The sequence below is a fragment of the Bifidobacterium olomucense genome, assembly GCF_012932375.1.
GTDB lineage: Bacteria > Actinomycetota > Actinomycetes > Actinomycetales > Bifidobacteriaceae > Bifidobacterium > Bifidobacterium olomucense.
This window is the reverse complement of sequence record NZ_JAAIIG010000002.1, coordinates 184574-200442: the sequence shown is the minus strand read 5'-3', so window position 1 is coordinate 200442 and position 15869 is coordinate 184574. Positions and strand designations below refer to the sequence as shown.

The window sequence follows — 15869 nt, the reverse complement described above, 5'->3', positions numbered from 1 at the left end:
TCGCGGGGCGATTCCATGCAATGAATCGTCATGGAACGCGGATTCGGCTCCCCTCTCAGAGGGGAGTTTTTCGTATCAGCCCTTGTGGTTGCAAGGCGTTTCCTCCGTTGTTCGCCCAGCCCGCTATAATCGAACATATGTACGAAAGTTTGCGTTTGTTTGCCGAGCCTACCCGCTTGTGGTTCGAGCATGTCTTCGGCAAGCCTACCGACGTGCAGGATCAGGCGTGGCCCGCCATCCGTTCCGGTGGAAATGTACTGGTCATTGCGCCTACGGGTTCCGGCAAGACGCTCGCCGCGTTTCTTTCGGCCATTGATCGGCTGATGACCGAGCCTCGTCCGGCTCGCGGCCGCAAGGGTGTGCGCGTGTTGTACATATCTCCATTGAAGGCTTTGGCTGTGGATGTTGCCAAGAATCTCGAACAGCCGTTGGCGGGCATCGCCGCGCAATGCGAAGCGAGTGGAGTCCGGGCTCCTGCCGTCACCATCGCCATCCGGTCTGGGGACATTACTGCGCAAGAGCGGCGTCGGATTGCCTCGCGCCCGCCGGATATACTCGTCACCACTCCCGAATCCTTGTATCTGCTGCTGACCTCGAAAGCCAGTCGGATCCTGTCCACGGTAGACACGGTGATCATCGATGAGATTCATGCTGTCGCAGGTACCAAACGCGGGGCTCATCTGGCCGTCAGCCTTGAACGATTGGAAGCATTGGTGGCTGAATCATGCCGACGTGAGGCGCTGGATGTTTTGGCAGGTGACGATCGTCTTGCCGAGAAGAAGTGCGACTCTGCCGGAAACATGGCAGACAGTGGGCAATGCCATCTGCAACGTATCGGGTTGTCGGCCACGGTAGATCCACCCGCGGAGGCCGCGCGATTCCTTGGCGGGGATCGTCCGGTTGCCATCGTCAATCCGGGCGGACGTCCTGCGATGGATTTACGCATGGTCGAGCCGTTGGAGAACATGCGTGATGTGCAGTCCGTCAATGTCATGAGGCGGGCAGGTGGGACAGATGCCGAACAATCCACTGCTCATATCAGTGGCGTCACACCAGCCATGCAACGGCTTGCCGAACGCAAGGGACTTGTCGAACCGGCTTCGGATTCCTCCGCGATTGTCGGCGCGCGCGGCGACCGTACGTCTGGTTCCATCTGGCCGGTTGTGGAACGCAGCATATTGGATGACATTCTCGCTCATCGCACCACGTTGGTGTTTGTGAATTCGCGGGGTGTGGCCGAAAAACTCACGGCGCGCCTCAACGATATGTATGCGGAAAGCCGGCACGGAGTCGTGGGGCATGCGACAGATAACGGTACCGGCCCAGGTGAATGTGATGGCGATGCGCCGGGCATCACATCCCCCGAAGGCCGGGAACGCTTCGCGGTGCATTATGATGCCGTGGTCGGTTCCACCACCATGCTCGTCGGCTCGCATGAAGGCGATGACGTCATTGCCATGGCCCATCATGGTTCGGTTTCCAAAGATCGACGCAAGATGATCGAGGAACGACTCAAACGAGGTGAATTGCGTTGCGTGGTGGCCACGTCCAGTCTCGAACTCGGCATCGATATGGGCTCGGTGGATCTGGTGATTCAGGTGGATACGCCATTGTCCGTCTCCTCAGGGCTTCAGCGTGTAGGGCGTGCCGACCATCAGGTGGGCGGGGTATCGCACGCGCTGTTCTACCCGTTGACCAGAATGCAGATCGTCACCAGTGCGGCCGGTCTGGAATCGATGATCGCAGGGCGTCTTGAGCCACTCGTCATTCCCCGTAATCCATTGGACATTCTGGCCCAGCAGACGGTTGCGGCAGCGGCCATGCATAATCTCAATGCCGACGATTGGTATGACACGGTGCGTCATGCCGCACCGTTTACGGCGTTGCCGCGCGATATGTTTGACGCTGTGATCGGCATGATGTCCGGCGCATACAACACGGAGGATTTCTCCGCATTTCGGCCACGATTGATGTGGGACAGGGAAGACGGCGTCATTTCGGCACGTCCCGGAGCGCAGAAGATCGCGGTGACCTCCGGAGGCACGATTCCCGACCGAGGTTTGTACACCGTGGTGCTTCCCGAGGCGGATGCCGGCAAAGGCCAGCGCCGCGTAGGCGAACTGGACGAGGAAATGGTCTATGAGTCGCGTGTGGGAGACGTCATTACGCTTGGCACCTCCACGTGGCAGATTCAGGAGATTACACGTGACCGCGTGGTAGTGACTCCGGCTCCTGGTCGAACCGCACGTCTGCCCTTCTGGCACGGCGAGGGCGCTGGACGTGATTACGGCTTCAGTCTTGCCATAGGACGATTCTTGCGTGAAGCCGCAGCTGGTCTTAATAAGGATGGTGAATTCCATGCCGCAATCGAACAGCGTCTGCGCAATGATGGCCTTGACAGCAACTCCATTGCCAATCTCGCCCGCCTGCTCTCCGAGCAGCGAGCCGTCACCGGCATAGTGCCTGATGATCGCGTTCTTGTGGTGGAACGTACTCGTGATGAGGATGGTGGTTGGCGCATTGTGCTCCTCAGTCCTTTCGGGCGGCGCGTGCATGAACCATGGGCCATGGCCATCAGCCGTAGGCTCAGCACGCGATACGGATTCGATGGTCAGGCATACGCCGCAGACGATGGCATCGTGATTCAGCTGCCGGACGGCGAAGGACATATTTCCGCCACTGATCTGCTCTTTTTCGATCCTGAAGATCTCAGAGCGGATGTGGAACGGCAAGTAGGGGAGTCCGTGCTGTTCGCCTCCCGCTTCCGGGAGTGTGCCGCACGATCGTTGTTCATGCCGCGCTCCGATCCCGGACGTCGCGTACCGCTTTGGCAACAACGTTTACGCGCCGCGCAGTTGCTGCAGTCCGCTCGCAGTACCAAGAACTTTCCGTTATTGATGGAAACCGCACGCGAATGCCTTCAGGACGTCTATGACATGCCAGCCTTGAACGAAGTGATGACCAGACTGCAGACCGGAAACATCGTGGTCAAGGACGTGGAGACCGAATCGCCTTCGCCGTTTGCCGAGAACACGCTCTTTGGATTCGTGGGCGCGGTGATGTACCAGTATGATCAGCCGCAGGCCGAACGCAGCAGCCAACTGCTGTCGCTCGATCCTCAGGTGCTTGAGCGGTTGCTTGGCACCACTGATATGGCCCAGATATTGGATCCTGATACCATCCGCGAAGTCGAACAGGAACTGGGTGAACGCACTTTTTGGAATGAACTTGCAGCCGATGATGTGACCGGTCGTGTGACTCGATATGCCAAAACCCATGGTCCCTTTGTCGTCGAACAGCTCATGACCGACCTCGGCATCAATGCCACGGACGCCGTGCATGCCTTGGACGGCCTCGCTGCCCGGGGAGAGCTCTTGCATGGCCATTTCGTCGATGCCGGCGAGCAATCTGCCGCACCTGCCATCGGACAGCCTGTTGAGCAGTGGCTGCACAGGGAGGTGTTCCGACGTATCCGTTCGCGTTCGCTGTCCAAGGCTCGCAAAGCCATCAAACCGGTGGAGCCGAACGCATACCAGATGTTTCTGCTCGATCGGCAAGGCGTAGGACCGGTGGGCGGAGAGCGATATGAAGGCGTGGACGGGCTTATGCGTGTCATCGAGCAATTGGAGGGCATCGCATTACCGGCCTCGCTCTGGGAATCGGCTGTGTTTCCAGCGCGTGTACGAGATTACCGGCCGGCGTTGCTGGATGAATTGCTCGCGTCAGGCGACGTGGTATGGGTCGGTTCCAAAACGGGTGCCACCGGTGCGTTGGAAGCAGGGGAAGTGGCATTTCATCCGTCGGATTCCATATTGCTCACCGACTTACATACGGTGCGGAAGTCCGGTGCTTCTGCTTCGGTGTCCTCGACCACCATGCCTGAATCGATTCTCAGGGCTTTGCGATCCGGAGGCGCTTTTCATGCTCGTCAGCTTATGGACGCTGCGAAACGCATTTGGAATGAGACCGCTGAACCAGATATCAATCCGAAGACAGGAGAGATCGTTCCCCAAGAATGGAGCGAGCGGCAGTACAAGGATGCTCTATGGAGTCTCGTCTGGCAAGGGATGGTCACCAATTCGAGTTTCGTTCCTCTGCGCGCCGTAATAGCGGCAGGACCGGGGAGCCGTCGTAAGACTACGGTCGTGCGCAGACGCGGAAGGATTACGCCGATTCGACGTACGACTACAGACACGGCGTTGTCTGGTCTATGGTCGTTGGTGGCTGCGGACGTCTCGGAGATCGATGATGCAGATGCAGCCGGCATACGTGTCAACGATGATCTGCACGACGCCGACATCGGCAGCTCAGTGAGACATGACGGCAGCGGCGAAACATCGACGGTTTCTCCGCTGCACGCGCAGGTACGAGCTGAGTGCGTCTTCGCCATGGTGGAAGCGCTGTTGGACCGTTATGGCATTATCGCTCAGCCATTGGTTGACCAAGAGAACGTTCAGGGGGGATATTCGGCGCTGTATCCGGTGCTGAGACAAATGGAAGAACACGGCAAACTCGTGCGCGGCATGTTTGTCCGTGGATTTGGTGCGGCGCAGTTCGCTGAGCGTGAGACCGTGGATGCTCTGCGACATCCATCGGAACATCATGGTCGATCAGCGGTGGCATTAAGCGTACTTGATCCGGCGAATCTGGCTGGTTCGGCGATCGCATGGCCATCTGTCGCTCCCAATGCCGTCAAGCCGGTCAGGCGGGCCGGAGCTCTAGTGACGTTGGATGCACAAGGGCCTGTGATATATGCGACGGTTAAGTCCAAGCATTTGATCGTATTCGAGCAATCGCTGACTTGCAACGGGAACGATGAGCAGCCTGCACAATCCGATGCAGTCTCGCCGGATGCGGCGGATGACCGGTTGCGTCATGCCATTGCCGAACTAGCGTACGCCCTGCAACGGCATGAGTCCGGGACAATCACCCTATCGGATGTGAATGGTGAACCGTTGAACTCCCGTCACCCATTGGCGCGGTTGCTCCATCAAGCGGGATTCACTCCCGTACCTCAGGGAATGCGTCTGTACTAGACAAGATGTGTAGGACGAGATGACAGGCGCGAGATACGGCAACATGCAGCAGGAGTCTCGCTTATCGCTTGACGGCGATAAGCAGACCAGTGCCATCCGGTGTGAGCGTGGAATCGAACTGCTCGTCCGACTCCACCGCAGCCAGCAGTTCGCGCATGGCCACGGCTTTGGCGCTACGGTCAGCGGCATTGAGCATGCCGCCATGTTCCGAATTCAGTGCCAACGCATCAGTGAAGACTATGACACCTCGATCGCGCAGTAGACGGGAGGCCTGAGCGAAAGTGGCGGCATAGTTGTCGGCGTCGCCCGCCACAACAATCAGGTCGTAGTCATTGGCGTTCAGTCGAGGCAAGAAGATGCGGGCGGGTGCATTCACGGCGCGCAACGTAGTGTCCGTGGAGTCCTGCAGGGATGCGAATGCCTTACGAATCAGCATAATGCCCTGTGCCGTGGAATCGACAGCGGTGAGCAGTCCTTTACCATCCAACGATTCGGCAATTTGCAACGTTTCGACCAACGAACCTGTGCCGACGACAATTACCGATGACGCTCCGGACATGCGCACCAACATGCCAAGTAAGCGAGCCTGAGCAGCCGAACCCTGAAGCTGACCGGATTCATCCGCGGCGATGCGGGCATCGGACAATGCATTGGGTTCAAGCTCTCGTGCGTGTGTTTCGGTGAATTCCCAAGCCTTGGCGATATTCGTATACTGCGACCTGTCCATAACCTGCTTTCCTTCTCTCTGGCCGTCTTCGGCTGCTTCGACGATTCTTATATGCGCTAATGAATGTACGAAGCCTCAGCGTTCTCGCACCTTGGCAACGATTTGCCACATTTCCTCGCCCACATCGATACCGCGCGGGCAGTGCCGGGAGCATGCGCGCACCGACTGGCATGCCGCCACACCATCCGCGGTGTCGATGGCGTCCATACGTTCCATGGCTTTGTCGTCGCGTGAATCATTGATGAAACGAGAGGCCCAGATCAAAGCTGCCGGACCGATGAATGCATCGCCTCCGGCGAATACCGGGCAGGCACCTTCACATACGCCGCATGCAATGCAGTTGCTCAGTGTTTCGTATTTGGCCAACTGCTCGGGATGCTGCAGATACTCAAAAGCATCTACCTTGCCTTCACTGGTAGTAGCCAGCACGCCATCCGCCTCAAGATACGGGGTAAGCCTCCTGATTTGATCGAGCATCGGATCGATATCGGCGATCAGATCGCGTTGCGGAGGAAAACCGGGAAGGGCAGCTAGTTCGATAACACCAAGTGAGCCGTTCTCTTCAGTCGTTTTGGACTGTCCGGATTGAAGAGAACCGTCGTCTTCATGCTCGCCCGTACCGTTAATGGCGTCTTCGGTTCCACTGCCGGTATGACGGAATCCTTCGTCATCCACTTGCGGCAGATCGGCGGGTTTCTTGGCCCAATCACGAATGGTGGCCGTACATAACAACGTTGGGGTGCCGTTGATCGATACGGCGTCTGAACCGCACATGCCGTGCCCGCACGAGTAACGGAAAGCCAGCGTGGGATCCACCGTGCGTTTGACGGTCAAGAGACAATCAAGCACCGTGTCTTCCGGCCGAGCGGGAATCGTATACTCCTGCACCCACTGCTTGCCGCGTGGACGGCGGCGCGCTGCAGAATCCGAGCCTCCTCCGAACGGAGAGCTTTTACGGGCGAACGGGCTGCCCCCTCGTGCGCGTTCGGCGCGTTCGGTGCGCGGCGTGAAACGATGCACCTGCAAGGTAACCGTCGTGTTGTTCGCCTCAGCCATCAATCTGCCTCCATGAAACAGTCAACATCGTGTTCAATATTAGCCAACCTATTGTGCCACAAGCTCTAGGCGGAGCCAGGCATTGCGATTTTGCTACGAAGAGCCGCCCGGAGCGGCGTTCAGTATTCGCGCTTCTTGGGCGGATAGTCGGTGATAACTACCGGCTGCAAGACAACTGCGCCATCGGTGGCAATCATGGAATGTGCCAGGAAATGCTCGTCGTCGCGCTCCGGGAAATCAAGACGCTTCAAAGAGCCGCGTGATTCCTGACGCGCTCCGCTGGCCTTCAGCATGACTTTTGCGAGTTCGATGAGGTGCCTTACCTCCCAGATAGCGGTAATCTCCTGATTGAACACGGCAGTGCTGTCATGGGCATGCAGTGCTTTGGCCGCGGGCTCCAGCTCTTCGGCGATTGTGGACAGAGCGGCGGCGATGGTGTCGGCGCTGCATCGAACGGCAAGCGCGCGATCCATGACCGAGCCGAGCCGGGCCATAAGTTGGTATGGGTTGGTGATGCCGGAATCCGTATCAGTTGCTGCGGCTGGCGCTGAACCGTTGAGTAGATCATTCAGCTCGTCACTGCGTCGTGCTGCAGCCTGATCGGTCGCCTTGGCCAGTGATTCATCGGCTGATTCGTCTGCCATGGGGGAGTCCACCGGATTGTTTGCGATACGTGCGGCAAGTGTGCGGCCGGCACGGGTGCCGAACAGGCATGCGTCGAGCAATGAGTTGCCGCCGAGGCGATTGGCGCCATGCACCGATACGCAGGAACACTCGCCGGCGGCGAACAGACCATCGACAAGGGTGCGATGTTCATCGCCCCATCGGTATACTTCACCGTCGGTGGTGATGGGGACACCGCCCATCGTGTAATGCGCAGTCGGCTTGATCGGCACCCAATCCTTGACGGGATCGAGGTTCGCATATTGTTCGATGGTCTCAACCACTTGGGGCAGGGCTTCGGCCATGCGTTCGGGGGTGATTCCAGTCATATCCAGCCATACGCAGTCCTTCGGACCATTTGGGTCTTTAGGATCGGGTACGCCTCGACCGGCGTCGATTTCCGCCATAATGGAACGGGACACCACGTCTCGGGCGGCCAGATCCTTATGCTCGGGGGCATACCGTTCCATAAACGGTTCGCCGTCGGCATTTCTCAAGATGCCGCCTTCGGCGCGTGCGGCCTCCGAAAGCAGAATGCCGGTATGCGCCAGTCCGGTCGGATGGAATTGCACGAATTCGATGTCTTCCAGCTGCAGTCTGGCATCGAGCACCAACGCCATGCCGTCGCCGGTGAGATCCCAGGAGTTGGAGGTGGTGTGGAACAGACGTCCTGCGCCACCTGTGGCAATCAGCACGTTGCGTGCATGAACGGCCTGCGTCTTGCCGGAATGGGTGTCCAACGCCACGATGCCGGCGACTCGGTTGCCGTTTTCATCCAACACCAGATCGGTTACATACCATTCTTCGGCGAATGCTACGCCTTGGGCTACGCATTGCTGCCAAAGGGTGTGCAGAATCTGATGGCCGATACGATCGGCGGCGTATGCGGCACGCTTGACTGGTGATCCGCCGAAATCACGGGTATGGCCACCGAAGCGTCGCTGTGAGATATGTCCGTCTTCAGTGCGGGAGAACGCCACGCCTTGACGTTCCAGATTGATGACGGTTTCCGGCGCATATTCGGCAAGAAGTTTTGCGGCATCCTGATCGACGAGCCAATCGCCGCCCTTGATGGTGTCGTAATAATGCCAATGCCAATCGTCGGTCTCGATGTTGCCAAGGCTCGCTGCAATGCCGCCTTCCGCAGAACCGGTATGCGAGCGCAGCGGCTGCAATTTGGAAACCACGAGGATTTTTGGCTCGACGCCCTGCTCCTTCAGATCCATGATTTCGGGGGAGCGCAACAGCCCCAGTGCCGCGGACAGGCCGGCTGCTCCGGCGCCGACGATAACCGCATCATACATATCTTCCAAACGTTTCGGACTCATGGGTTCGATTCTCGCACACCCGGCGAACAGGGTCGAAGCAGCTATCGCACATGCGAACTGAGTTTGAATATTCCTGCCTTTCGTTCCACTACGCCTCGAAGCTCTAGGCCGCCAAGCAACTCAAGCACTGCGCTGATATCCGGGATATCGTCCGGTGCGAATTGTCGTGCTTCGCGCAGAAGCGCGTCCGGCGTGACATTGAGATGCTTGTTGCTGCACTTGCGCATCAGTGCCACCATCAACTGATCTGTCTCCGGCAGGTCGCGAACTTTGATTTCTGCTTGCTGTTGTGCCTGGCCGCGCGACGTTTCGCGAAGATCCGGCATACTGCGAGCGGACTTCCCTCGTGCCGGTTCCCGTTGGACTGCATTCCGTGGAACTGGTTCGGAACAGCTCGCTTCGGTGCCAGAAGCTATAGGAGCTATCACGTCGGAAGCTGACGCGGCAGAAGCCTGCATGATGGAGGTCCCGGCTGATGGCGTCGCGATTGTTTGCCTCGTAAGGGAATCTTCGCCGGTCATGCTTGCAGCTGCATCGCTTTCGACCGTGTTCGGCTGTGCCATATATGGGGGATGCGCTTCATGCCATATCTCTTCGATATCGGACAGGGAGCGCAGCATCATGGCTTGATGATCGTCGATCATCTTATTGCAGCCGGCATTATCTGGCAGATTGATGTTGCCGGGCGCGGCATACACTTCGCGCATGAGTTCGCATGCCCAGCCAGCTGTATTCAGTGCGCCGGAACGAAGCCTTGCCTGTGCCACAACCAGTGTGCTGGACATCGCTGCAATGATGCGGTTGCGCAACAGAAAACGACGGGCTTCCGGAATGGTGTCCGGACACAATTCGCTGATCAGCGCTCCGTGTTGCTCCTCGATACGTTCAAAAAGAGTGTGGTTGCGGGCGGGGCCGATATGGTTGAGGCCCCCGGCGAACACGGCGACTGTGGTGCCGATGTGCTGCGATGACTTGCCGAGAGTTGCGTTCAATGCGCCCCAGTGTGCTGCAGCGTCCGTTCCCATGGCTCCTCCGGATACCACCAGATGCCCTCCGGCTGCAGCGCGTTCGGCCACGCTGCCGGCAATGTATCGGCCGTATTTGGTCACATCACGTGAACCGACTATGCCAATCGGTTTCGGACAGCTGACCAAGGCTGCGGGATTTCCTTTGATCCATAGGCATAACGGAGGCGCCCAATCTGCCCGGATTGACAGATCATTAAGCTGGGTAGGCCAGCAAGGGTGGCCGGGGGCGATGAGATGCTGCGTGCCGTCCATCGTAAACCAATCGGCCAATTGCGTGATGTTATGCGATGGCAGATTCGACATGCGATTATGCCAAGCAGCCACTGTGCGGCGGAATGAGCACATCGCTTCCAAGGAAGCTTTGCGCCCCCAACGAACAAGTCCTTGCGCGAACATGCGATCCAACTGCATCAGTGCTGGTTCGCGGGAGGTGTCCGAGCGGTCGGGGTGCGACTCTTCCAATACGCGCCATAACGCTTCGGCATTAGGGGCGCCTTTGAGCGTGGCGAACATACGGACGTCCGAACCGTCCAAGCAAAAGGTGAGTGCAGCGCGATGGAGCGCTTCCCGAGAAGGCGGCGTCACGGCATTGATATGTAGCGGCTCCATAGCAGGGTATTCTGTGCAGCTGGTCATGTCATCCTCGTTCTCATTTCGATGCCTTGATGGACGTCTTGTGTGGAGGGAGAAGTGCGGCCGGCTAGGTCGGCGAAGGTCCATGCGAGCCGCATGGCTCGGTCTGCGCCCCGCAAGGTGATTCGATATGAGGCAAGCGCCTGATTGACGAGTTCCATGGCCTTCAGCGATGTATTGGCATGAAGCCAGGTGCCGGACGCCTGGGCATTGCAAGTCCAGCCTTGTTTGCGGAAACGGTCTTTGGCGGTGTTCCGCGCATGCGTAACCCGTTGACGGATTACGGCGCTGGTTTCTCCGGGCGGTTCGTTGGCCACGGCGATACGCGAGACCGGCGGCACTGACAGTTGAATATCGATACGATCCAGAATAGGACCGGAGAGACGTGAAAAATATCTGATGCGGTCCTTCTCCCGACAGCTGCATCGTTCGCCGGTGCCGTAATAGTAGCCGCATGGGCAGGGGTTGGCGGCCATGATCAGTTGGAAGGACGCAGGATAATAAGTGCTTCCTTTCGATCTGGACAATGACACATATCCTGATTCCAAGGGTTCGCGCAACGTCTGCAGAGATCGTGCGCTGAACTCGGGTGCCTCATCTAGGAACAGTATTCCGCGATGCGCTCTGGTGATGGCTCCGGGCGTAGCGATTCCGCTTCCTCCGCCAACCAGCGCGGCGGTGGTTGCCGTATGATGCGGGGCCTCGAACGGAGGAAGATCGGTGATGCCGTATTGCGGTAATGTGCCGCATAGGGAACGGATGGACGCCACCTCCAACTGTTCCGATTCGGCGAGCGGGCACATGATGCCGGGCAATCGTGCGGCCAACATGGTTTTGCCTGCTCCGGGTGGGCCGGTCATGATGAGGTTGTGACCGCCGGCTGCGGCCACCTGCAACGCCCATTTGGCATGATCCTGCCCCAGCACTTCAGCCATGTCGTTGGCATCGATGGTTTTCCCACAGGATGATAGTTCGGGGTTCTCGTCTGACAGTTGCGTATCCGCTATGGTGTAGGAGGCTTGGCCGCCCATCAGCTCTATGAGTTCTCCCACGTGACGGATGCCGATCACGTCCAATCCGTCCAGCATGTTGGATTCCTCAAGATTGCGGTAGGGGATAATCATTTTGTGTATGCCGTGTGATTGTGCGTGCAGCATAATCGGTAACAAACCGTGAATCGGCAGCACGGACCCATCGAGGTTGACTTCTCCGAGCACAATCGTATCTTCCAGACTGTTGTGTCCTATGGTGCCGGACGCGCATAATACGCTTGCGGCGATGGCCAGATCATGCGAAGACCCTCGTTTCGGCATGGCGGCGGGGCTCATGTTCACGGTTACGCGGGTTTGCGGCCAACTGAATCCCGCGGCCTGGCACGCTGACCGCACTCGTTCGCGAGCTTCGGCAAGCGAGGCGTCAGGAAGCCCGATGATGGAGAAATACGGCAGACCGTTGCTGACGAAGGCCTGAACCTGAATAACAAAGGCTTTCAATCCGATCAACCCGACGGATAATGCGCTACCTATTGCCATGGCGGACTCCTTTGGTGAACAACCGTGCGGTCAGAATGCATTGACGATATGGCGGATCGTCGGATGCTCCATGCCGAGTGCGATGGTGACCACATCGAATCGGACATGGTGATGAGATACACGGTTGCGTCGGTCTAGTAGCCATTCGCAAGCGGCTCGGCGTAAGTTGAGCTGCTTGCTGTGTGTGACGGCTTCCTGCGGCGCGCCATAATGCGCGGTGCGCCGGGATTTCACTTCCACGAACACCACCGTGAGTTCCGGGGTGAGCATCACGATATCCAGTTCTCCGTAGCGCGTATGCCAGTTGCGGCTCAATACGGTCCATCCTTGTGTCTGCAGCCATGCGGCAGCGTATTCCTCGCCAAGAGCGCCGAACTGTTTGGGCGTCAGTGAACGATCCTCCAACCGGCCCGCAAGTTTCTCGATCGGTGGGATTTCCGAAGTGGGCAGCGCAGCAAAAGCCGGCTGGCAAAATTCCTGACCAACAGGTGGGTGAACGGTTTCCTGTGCTTGGCGCGTCTTCGCCGATGTAGCAGTGCTCATGGCTCAACTGTGCGATACGGCACGTGTGCCGCACAAGCGAAATCGACCAATGTGGATCCAGTGACGCAGTTCGGAGTGTTGTGGACAGTGTGTGGATGGAATGCCGGTTATCCACCGATTGTTAGGACGGTATGCATTTGTAGTCCTATGGATGACAGCGCCGACTATGCCGCCGTTTGCGCTGATGCTACGGTATCGGTTAGCAGGGGTGGCGTCGAAGCTGCAGGGGGCGAGCATCATGGACGGTCGAGAGCGAGTATCCGATCAAGCGGCAGCCAGCAGGGTGACGGCCAATGCTGATGACCGACCGGATAGTCGACCGGCATGGCGGCTTATGCGTCCCATCGTCACCATAGGACTTGTGGATAATGATGCTTTCGCGCTCGCCTTCCTTGAACGCTCCATTGATGAACTCATGCCGGAAGCACGTGTCATCTGGAAAACCACATCAGGCAGGGACGCGGTCGCCCGTTGTCTCGACCCGCGCCAGAGTCCCAATGTGCTGCTTACCGACATGTCGATGGACGAACTTTCCGGACTTGTGGTGTGCAAAACCATCCGCATCAAAACCGCTCGGGTCATGATTCTGGCCGTCACCTCATTCTCGTTAACCGTGTATTCCGCCAAAGCCGCTGCGGCCGGAGCGCAAGGGATAGTGCCCAAATCGGTGGAGACGCCTATCGTCGAAGCAATTCGTGCGATTGCTGCCGGCGGCACATGGGGTCAAGGATTTGAAACCGCAGCAGCGGCGTACGCCCGATTGCATGGACAGCATATACCGCGCCAATTCCTTCTTTCCGATCGGGAAGCCGAGGCCATGAACTACTGTTCCAGAGGATTTTCAACTGAACAGATCGCGGCGGAAATGCGGATCAATCCTTCCACTGCAAAAACTTTTCTCACGCGTGCCATACATAAGCTCGGCGCCACCTCTCGTGGAGCGGCCGTGGCCTTATGGACCGGCGCTTCGCAGGAGGGGCGATGAACGACACCTCGGCCGGGAATGAGACCGGTGAAAAGCCGGAGTCGAAGTCGTTGCGCGGATTACGTGAGTCTGCATCGTCTGACGTGGGCTCACGGTGCAATGCTGGGTTGCGCCATGTGGTCCATTGGGGTCGGGAGCATTGGTTCCGTATTGTCATTGCGACATTCGTACTTGCCATCACCTTGACGGAGTGGACGGTCATCCCTCCGGTCCATCCGCCGAATTATTTCTTCTCGCTGATGTCGGTCGTCGCTATCATACTGTCGCCGTTCATACCCAGGATCTCCGGATGGCTGATCATCGTCACCGTGATAGCCAGATTGCTCGTGCCTGACCTGTCCGGTCCGAATCCGCTATGGGCGGCATATCTGGCGCTTGCCATCATCGGCTATGACAGCGCGATTCCAGTGGCGATGGCCGCGTTGCTCACGGTCACACTTGCCGAATGCGTGCCAGTGGCCTTGAACAGGTTTAATGCGCTTTCCGCCACATGGATCGGCATGGTCAACTACAGCGGCATGTTCACGCTCGCCACGATGGCAGGTATGTCATTCCGCTGGCGCAAACAACGTGATGAGATTCGCGAACAGGCCATGGCTCTGGAACGCAGACAATGGCAGCTGGATACGTTGCAGCGCAATACGCGTCTGGCCTCTCGCATCCACGATTCCGCCAGCGGCGGTCTATCGTACATCGCATTGACTGCGCAGCGTGAGCTTCGGCGCATCGGTGATGACCCGTCGCGTCTCGCAGAGCGGCAGGATTGGCGATTCATCAATGATCAGGCCCTGTCCGTGCTCGATGAGATCCACCATGTCATCGATTTGCTTGAACAGCCGCAATCGTCTGGCCGATCGTCGTCAGATGGTCCCGATGAATCCGATGCTATGGATTCCACCATGAATCCAGTCGTAAGTTCCGCCTCGAAAGCTTTGCCGACATTTCCAGTCTCCAGTGGCGCTGCATCCAATCGATGGGCCAAGCTCCAGTCGGCAGTGAGACAAGCGCGCGCCAGACTCATGCATCTGGGATTTACCGGCACCATCGAAATGAGAGGCAGCTTATCTGATGAGTGCTCGGACGAATCAGTTGCGGAGGCTGCCAATTTGCTCAGTGAACTCGCAGCCAACATCACTCGGCATATGAATCCTGATGATGGAAAATACTACTGCGTCATAACGTTAAGCAATACCGTTCTTGAAATCATGGAAACCAATCCGATAACCGTGCGAGGCAGCATAGGACGAGCCCATAATGACAAGACGACGGATATGCTCAAACCGCATGGCAGTGGGATCGCCATGCACCGGCGTATGATTCGCAGTCTCGGCGGAGAGCTCAACATCACGACTGAGGACGACGATTGGATACTCTACGCGCGTATTCCCTGCATACCGGGAATACGTCGGTGACGGTGTCCATGCATGGTGAAGACACGGTACTTTTTGCCATTGTCACGTCAGGGCATGGTTGGAGCCTGGCTATGCCATGTAATCTCTGCGGCTACACAAGCCTGATGATTCCCATCGAAATCTGTTTATGCTGATACAGACAGGGAGGTCGTTATGGTTGGTTGGGGAACACGCAGGAACCGTCATATACAACACGATGTTCGATATGCGCTTGCACTGCTGATATCCGTATCCTTGATCACGGTGTGTGCGGCCTGTGGCTCGCCGTCAAGTACCACGGCGAATGGCAATGCTGCGCAGTCCAATGCAGCCGCCTGCAAGGCTCCGGATTTCGCCGGTCCATTCGCCAACGAATTCCAAAGCGCCTACGAGCAATCCAAAACCGACTTGGCCAAACGGATTCTAGCGGATTGCCGGATCACCGATGCGGAACTCAACGAGATCTTGGACGTTCAGAACGACTGCTTGGCGCCATACGGATTGGTTGCCACGAAAGGCCAGCTCGCCCGTTTGCGGGACAGTGCTTTGACCGACGATGAGATGAACCAGAAGAACACGGAATGTGCCGAAAAGACCGATCTGTGGAATGTCGAAGCGCTGCATGACGAAATACAAGGCAATCCGGGCAACCTCGACACCGAAGCGTTTCAGAAGGCGGCATATCAATGCCTCAAACAACGTGACCTGTTACCCAAACCGTTGAGTGAGCAGGAATATCTGGCGATGGAAGTCAGCAGCACGGACAGTGAGACGCGGATAGAGGAGAAGACCCGCAAATGGAACGAGTTCTACAGCATGTATATGGAATACAACGAAGACGGCAGCAGGAACCCCGACTACAACGCCGATAAGGCCCAGCAGTTCTGGGCCTGCCAGCAGGATCCGTTGCACCAATAGCAGTGACCTCAAACGAATGGAGCAAACGC

10 protein-coding genes are annotated in these 15869 nt (G+C 57.7%); 4 read left to right on the top strand and 6 right to left on the bottom strand.

Going from position 1 to position 15869, the window contains the following annotated elements; translation table 11 throughout:
* Positions 1–137 precede the first annotated feature (137 nt).
* Positions 138–5036: an Lhr family ATP-dependent helicase gene (locus G1C97_RS02845; protein WP_169240444.1), complete on the top strand. Its 4899-nt coding sequence runs from the start codon at positions 138–140 to the stop codon at positions 5034–5036.
* 61 nt (positions 5037–5097) lie between these two features.
* Here G1C97_RS02845 and G1C97_RS02840 read toward each other — a convergent pair whose 3' ends face one another.
* From G1C97_RS02840 to G1C97_RS02815, 6 genes are all read right to left on the bottom strand, one after another.
* Positions 5098–5763: an O-methyltransferase gene (locus tag G1C97_RS02840; protein WP_169240443.1), complete on the bottom strand. Its 666-nt coding sequence runs from the start codon at positions 5761–5763 to the stop codon at positions 5098–5100.
* 75 nt (positions 5764–5838) lie between these two features.
* Entirely contained in the window at positions 5839–6819 is a 981-nt protein-coding gene (locus tag G1C97_RS02835; protein ID WP_169240442.1) for a succinate dehydrogenase/fumarate reductase iron-sulfur subunit, read from the bottom strand.
* A 119-nt stretch (positions 6820–6938) separates the two neighbouring features.
* The gene (locus G1C97_RS02830; RefSeq protein ID WP_169240441.1) at positions 6939–8810 is read right to left on the bottom strand and encodes an FAD-dependent oxidoreductase; all 1872 of its coding nucleotides are present in this window, start codon (positions 8808–8810) and stop codon (positions 6939–6941) included.
* Positions 8811–8851: 41 nt separating this feature from the next.
* Positions 8852–10351 carry a DNA-processing protein DprA gene (locus tag G1C97_RS02825; protein ID WP_417852201.1) on the bottom strand — a complete coding sequence of 500 codons (1500 nt, stop codon included), beginning with the start codon at positions 10349–10351 and terminating at the stop codon, positions 8852–8854.
* A gap of 119 nt (positions 10352–10470) precedes the next feature.
* On the bottom strand, positions 10471–12003 hold the full coding sequence (locus tag G1C97_RS02820; protein WP_169240440.1) for a YifB family Mg chelatase-like AAA ATPase: 1533 nt from the start codon (positions 12001–12003) through the stop codon (positions 10471–10473).
* 30 nt (positions 12004–12033) lie between these two features.
* Positions 12034–12546 carry a YraN family protein gene (locus G1C97_RS02815; protein ID WP_169240439.1) on the bottom strand — a complete coding sequence of 171 codons (513 nt, stop codon included), beginning with the start codon at positions 12544–12546 and terminating at the stop codon, positions 12034–12036.
* 238 nt (positions 12547–12784) lie between these two features.
* On the opposite strand from G1C97_RS02815, the gene G1C97_RS02810 reads away from it, so the two are divergent.
* The 3 genes from G1C97_RS02810 to G1C97_RS02800 all read left to right on the top strand — a co-directional run bounded on the left by G1C97_RS02810 (position 12785) and on the right by G1C97_RS02800 (position 15840).
* The gene (locus G1C97_RS02810) at positions 12785–13531 is read left to right on the top strand and encodes a response regulator transcription factor (protein WP_169240438.1); all 747 of its coding nucleotides are present in this window, start codon (positions 12785–12787) and stop codon (positions 13529–13531) included.
* Positions 13528–14943 (top strand): sensor histidine kinase, encoded by a 1416-nt coding sequence (locus G1C97_RS02805; protein WP_169240437.1) that lies wholly within the window; start codon positions 13528–13530, stop codon positions 14941–14943. Before G1C97_RS02810 ends, G1C97_RS02805 begins: the two co-directional genes overlap by 4 nt.
* A gap of 153 nt (positions 14944–15096) precedes the next feature.
* Positions 15097–15840 (top strand): hypothetical protein, encoded by a 744-nt coding sequence (locus G1C97_RS02800; RefSeq protein WP_169240436.1) that lies wholly within the window; start codon positions 15097–15099, stop codon positions 15838–15840.
* Positions 15841–15869 lie beyond the last annotated feature (29 nt).

What these genes read in the sequence shown, in the direction of transcription:
- G1C97_RS02805 (WP_169240437.1), top strand. Translation starts at nt 13,528, where the DNA reads ATGAACGACACCTCGGCCGGGAATGAGACCGGTGAAAAGCCGGAGTCG.
- G1C97_RS02820 (WP_169240440.1), bottom strand. Translation starts at nt 12,003, where the DNA reads ATGGCAATAGGTAGCGCATTATCCGTCGGGTTGATCGGATTGAAAGCC.
- G1C97_RS02835 (WP_169240442.1), bottom strand. Translation starts at nt 6,819, where the DNA reads ATGGCTGAGGCGAACAACACGACGGTTACCTTGCAGGTGCATCGTTTC.
- G1C97_RS02845 (WP_169240444.1), top strand. Translation starts at nt 138, where the DNA reads ATGTACGAAAGTTTGCGTTTGTTTGCCGAGCCTACCCGCTTGTGGTTC.
- G1C97_RS02825 (WP_417852201.1), bottom strand. Translation starts at nt 10,351, where the DNA reads ATGTTCGCCACGCTCAAAGGCGCCCCTAATGCCGAAGCGTTATGGCGC.
- G1C97_RS02840 (WP_169240443.1), bottom strand. Translation starts at nt 5,763, where the DNA reads ATGGACAGGTCGCAGTATACGAATATCGCCAAGGCTTGGGAATTCACC.
- G1C97_RS02810 (WP_169240438.1), top strand. Translation starts at nt 12,785, where the DNA reads ATGGACGGTCGAGAGCGAGTATCCGATCAAGCGGCAGCCAGCAGGGTG.
- G1C97_RS02830 (WP_169240441.1), bottom strand. Translation starts at nt 8,810, where the DNA reads ATGAGTCCGAAACGTTTGGAAGATATGTATGATGCGGTTATCGTCGGC.
- G1C97_RS02800 (WP_169240436.1), top strand. Translation starts at nt 15,097, where the DNA reads ATGGTTGGTTGGGGAACACGCAGGAACCGTCATATACAACACGATGTT.
- G1C97_RS02815 (WP_169240439.1), bottom strand. Translation starts at nt 12,546, where the DNA reads ATGAGCACTGCTACATCGGCGAAGACGCGCCAAGCACAGGAAACCGTT.